This window comes from Arthrobacter sp. TJ-217 (assembly GCF_058269255.1).
Window position 1 is genome coordinate 1 of the sequence record NZ_JBZCNJ010000021.1, and the last position, 5,252, is coordinate 5,252.

Sequence of the window (5,252 nt, forward strand, 5' to 3'; positions counted from 1 at the left end):
CCGTTTTCCCGGGGGCCTGTGTTGTGTCTGTAATGCATTTACGGAGAGTTTGATCCTGGCTCAGGATGAACGCTGGCGGCGTGCTTAACACATGCAAGTCGAACGATGATCCGGTGCTTGCACCGGGGATTAGTGGCGAACGGGTGAGTAACACGTGAGTAACCTGCCCTTGACTCTGGGATAAGCCTGGGAAACCGGGTCTAATACTGGATACGACTACCGGCCGCATGGTCTGGTGGTGGAAAGCTTTTTTGTGGTTTTGGATGGACTCGCGGCCTATCAGCTTGTTGGTGGGGTAATGGCCTACCAAGGCGACGACGGGTAGCCGGCCTGAGAGGGTGACCGGCCACACTGGGACTGAGACACGGCCCAGACTCCTACGGGAGGCAGCAGTGGGGAATATTGCACAATGGGCGCAAGCCTGATGCAGCGACGCCGCGTGAGGGATGAAGGCCTTCGGGTTGTAAACCTCTTTCAGTAGGGAAGAAGCGAAAGTGACGGTACCTGCAGAAGAAGCGCCGGCTAACTACGTGCCAGCAGCCGCGGTAATACGTAGGGCGCAAGCGTTATCCGGAATTATTGGGCGTAAAGAGCTCGTAGGCGGTTTGTCGCGTCTGCCGTGAAAGTCCGGGGCTTAACTCCGGATCTGCGGTGGGTACGGGCAGACTAGAGTGCAGTAGGGGAGACTGGAATTCCTGGTGTAGCGGTGAAATGCGCAGATATCAGGAGGAACACCGATGGCGAAGGCAGGTCTCTGGGCTGTAACTGACGCTGAGGAGCGAAAGCATGGGGAGCGAACAGGATTAGATACCCTGGTAGTCCATGCCGTAAACGTTGGGCACTAGGTGTGGGGGACATTCCACGTTTTCCGCGCCGTAGCTAACGCATTAAGTGCCCCGCCTGGGGAGTACGGCCGCAAGGCTAAAACTCAAAGGAATTGACGGGGGCCCGCACAAGCGGCGGAGCATGCGGATTAATTCGATGCAACGCGAAGAACCTTACCAAGGCTTGACATGAACCGGAATGGCGCAGAGATGCGTCAGCCACTTGTGGCCGGTTTACAGGTGGTGCATGGTTGTCGTCAGCTCGTGTCGTGAGATGTTGGGTTAAGTCCCGCAACGAGCGCAACCCTCGTTCCATGTTGCCAGCGGGTTATGCCGGGGACTCATGGGAGACTGCCGGGGTCAACTCGGAGGAAGGTGGGGACGACGTCAAATCATCATGCCCCTTATGTCTTGGGCTTCACGCATGCTACAATGGCCGGTACAAAGGGTTGCGATACTGTGAGGTGGAGCTAATCCCAAAAAGCCGGTCTCAGTTCGGATTGAGGTCTGCAACTCGACCTCATGAAGTTGGAGTCGCTAGTAATCGCAGATCAGCAACGCTGCGGTGAATACGTTCCCGGGCCTTGTACACACCGCCCGTCAAGTCACGAAAGTTGGTAACACCCGAAGCCGGTGGCCTAACCCCTTGTGGGAGGGAGCCGTCGAAGGTGGGACCGGCGATTGGGACTAAGTCGTAACAAGGTAGCCGTACCGGAAGGTGCGGCTGGATCACCTCCTTTCTAAGGAGCGCCTCAGGTCGCCTGCGCTTCCCAAGTGTTGGGTGTGCGGCCTGCAGGAGTCAGCCCATTGCGCGGGCGTTTGTTCCGCGGTGGGTGCTCATGGGTGGAATATCAGCAGATAGTTTGGGTTCTTTTCCCGGTTGCCGTTAGTACGGCGTCCTGGTGCTGCGTGTGTCCCTTTTCGGGGGGCGGGTGCGTGCCGGTGCGTCTGGAAGGGGTGCGGCCGGTGGAGGGGATGTAGGCGTTTGGCACACTGTTGGGTCCTGAGATAACAGGGCCCTTCTTTCCGTTGCCTGGTTGTTGTGACCGGGGTGCGGGGGGCGGGGCGTGTTGTTTCTGGTTTCCCGCGCATGCTGTGTCCTGTGTCCCGTGAGGGGGCGGGGTGCGGGTGTGACGGGGTTGTTGGTTGAGAACTGCATAGTGGACGCGAGCATCTTAAAAAGAAGCAATTTCAGTAAAATCTGGTTCTGATTGATTTCAGGCCTGGTTTTCTCGATATGTTTTTGATCTTAGTGGTCAAGTTTTTAAGGGCACACGGTGGATGCCTTGGCATCAGGAGCCGAAGAAGGACGTGGGAATCTGCGATAAGCCTGGGGGAGTTGATAACCGAACTTTGATCCCAGGATGTCCGAATGGGGAAACCCCGCCGGGGGCGCCTTGTGCGTGATCCGGTGACCCGCATCTGAACACATAGGGTGCGTGGAGGGAACGTGGGGAAGTGAAACATCTCAGTACCCACAGGAAGAGAAAACAACAGTGATTCCGTTAGTAGTGGCGAGCGAACGCGGATGAGGCTAAACCAGTGGTGTGTGATAGCCGGCGGGCGTTGCATCACTGGGGTTGCGGGACTTTCCGTTCCAGTTCTGCCGGACTGGTGAAATGTGTGCAGGCGTATAGGTGAACGGGTTTGAAAGCCCGGCCGGAGAGGGTGTAAGTCCCGTAACCGTAATGCGTGCTGCCGTTTGGAGAGTATCCCAAGTAGTACGGGGCCCGAGAAATCCCGTGCGAATCTGCCAGGACCACCTGGTAAGCCTAAATACTCCCTGATGACCGATAGCGGACCAGTACCGTGAGGGAAAGGTGAAAAGTACCCCGGGAGGGGAGTGAAACAGTACCTGAAACCGTGTGCCTACAAACCGTCGGAGCAGTGCGCGATTCATCGCGGGGCTGTGACGGCGTGCCTTTTGAAGAATGAGCCTGCGAGTTAGTGTTACGTCGCGAGGTTAACCCGTGTGGGGAAGCCGTAGCGAAAGCGAGTCTGAACAGGGCGACCGTAGTGGCGTGATCTAGACCCGAAGCGAAGTGATCTACCCATGGCCAGGTTGAAGCGACGGTAAGACGTCGTGGAGGACCGAACCCACTTCAGTTGAAAATGGAGGGGATGAGCTGTGGGTAGGGGTGAAAGGCCAATCAAACTTCGTGATAGCTGGTTCTCCCCGAAATGCATTTAGGTGCAGCGTTGCGTGTTTCTTACCGGAGGTAGAGCTACTGGATGGCTAATGGGCCCTACAAGGTTACTGACGTCAGCCAAACTCCGAATGCCGGTAAGTGAGAGCGCAGCAGTGAGACTGTGGGGGATAAGCTTCATAGTCGAGAGGGAAACAGCCCAGACCACCAACTAAGGCCCCTAAGCGTGTGCTAAGTGGGAAAGGATGTGGAGTTGCCCAGACAACCAGGAGGTTGGCTTAGAAGCAGCCACCCTTGAAAGAGTGCGTAATAGCTCACTGGTCAAGTGATTCCGCGCCGACAATGTAGCGGGGCTCAAGTACACCGCCGAAGTTGTGGCATTCACATCTAAGCCAAGCCGGGGACTTGTTCCCTTGGTTCAGGCGTGTGGATGGGTAGGGGAGCGTCGTGTGGGCGGTGAAGTCGCGGTGTAAACCAGCGGTGGAGCCCACACGAGTGAGAATGCAGGCATGAGTAGCGAAAGACGGGTGAGAAACCCGTCCGCCGAATGATCAAGGGTTCCAGGGTCAAGCTAATCTGCCCTGGGTAAGTCGGGACCTAAGGCGAGGCCGACAGGCGTAGTCGATGGACAACGGGTTGATATTCCCGTACCGGCGAAAAACCGCCAATACCGAACAGGGGACACTAACCGCCCGAAACCTGCCCGACCGCCCTTGTGGTGGAAGGGTTTTGGTGGAGCGCGGGACCTGATCCTGGGAGGTAAGCGTATTAACAGGTGTGACGCAGGAAGGTAGCCAAGCCGGGCGATGGTTGTCCCGGTCTAAGGATGTAGGGCAGAACGTAGGCAAATCCGCGTTCTTGTGTTCAATCACGGGCCTGAGATCTGATGGGACCCCCGCATGGGGGAATTTGGTGATCCTATGCTGCCGAGAAAAGCATCGGCGCGAGGTTTTAGCCGCCCGTACCCCAAACCGACACAGGTGATCAGGTAGAGAATACTAAGGCGATCGAGAGAATTATGGTTAAGGAACTCGGCAAAATGCCCCCGTAACTTCGGGAGAAGGGGGGCCCCAACCGTGACGGCGACTTGCTTGCCGGAGCGGATCGGGGCCGCAGAGACCAGGGGGAAGCGACTGTTTACTAAAAACACAGGTCCGTGCGAAGTCGCAAGACGATGTATACGGACTGACTCCTGCCCGGTGCTGGAAGGTTAAGAGGACCGGTTAGCCCTTGCGGGCGAAGCTGGGAATTTAAGCCCCAGTAAACGGCGGTGGTAACTATAACCATCCTAAGGTAGCGAAATTCCTTGTCGGGTAAGTTCCGACCTGCACGAATGGAGTAACGACTTCCCCGCTGTCTCAACCATAAACTCGGCGAAATTGCAGTACGAGTAAAGATGCTCGTTACGCGCAGCAGGACGGAAAGACCCCGAGACCTTCACTATAGTTTGGTATTGGTGTTCGGTGTGGCTTGTGTAGGATAGGTGGGAGACTGTGAAGCCCGGACGCCAGTTCGGGTGGAGTCATCGTTGAAATACCACTCTGGTCACTCTGGATATCTAACTTCGGCCCGTAATCCGGGTCAGGGACAGTGCCTGATGGGTAGTTTAACTGGGGCGGTTGCCTCCTAAAAAGTAACGGAGGCGCCCAAAGGTTCCCTCAGCCTGGTTGGCAATCAGGTGGCGAGTGTAAGTGCACAAGGGAGCTTGACTGTGAGAGAGACATCTCAAGCAGGGACGAAAGTCGGGACTAGTGATCCGGCGGCACATTGTGGAATGGCCGTCGCTCAACGGATAAAAGGTACCTCGGGGATAACAGGCTGATCTTGCCCAAGAGTCCATATCGACGGCATGGTTTGGCACCTCGATGTCGGCTCGTCGCATCCTGGGGCTGGAGTAGGTCCCAAGGGTTGGGCTGTTCGCCCATTAAAGCGGTACGCGAGCTGGGTTTAGAACGTCGTGAGACAGTTCGGTCCCTATCCGCTGCGCGCGCAGGAAATTTGAGAAGGGCTGTCCTTAGTACGAGAGGACCGGGACGGACGAACCTCTGGTGTGTCAGTTGTACTGCCAAGTGCACCGCTGATTAGCTACGTTCGGATGGGATAACCGCTGAAAGCATCTAAGCGGGAAGCCCGCTTCAAGATGAGATTTCCATACACCTAACCGTGTGAGAGGCCCCCAGCCAGACCACTGGGTTGATAGGCCGGATGTGGAAGCAGGGACCAAAGACCTGTGAAGCTGACCGGTACTAATAAGCCGATAACTTACACCACACACCACCCC

Annotated in this window: 2 rRNA genes; both read left to right on the top strand. The window is 56.5% G+C overall.

Annotation, left to right across the window (positions count from 1 at the left end):
• Positions 1 to 37 precede the first annotated feature (37 nt).
• Positions 38 to 1,564 (top strand): 16S ribosomal RNA (locus AC4D2R_RS17925).
• Between the two features lie 514 nt (positions 1,565 to 2,078).
• Positions 2,079 to 5,242, top strand: a 23S ribosomal RNA gene (locus tag AC4D2R_RS17930).
• Together the 16S and 23S rRNA genes form the textbook arrangement of a ribosomal RNA operon.
• The last annotated feature ends 10 nt before the right edge of the window (positions 5,243 to 5,252 follow it).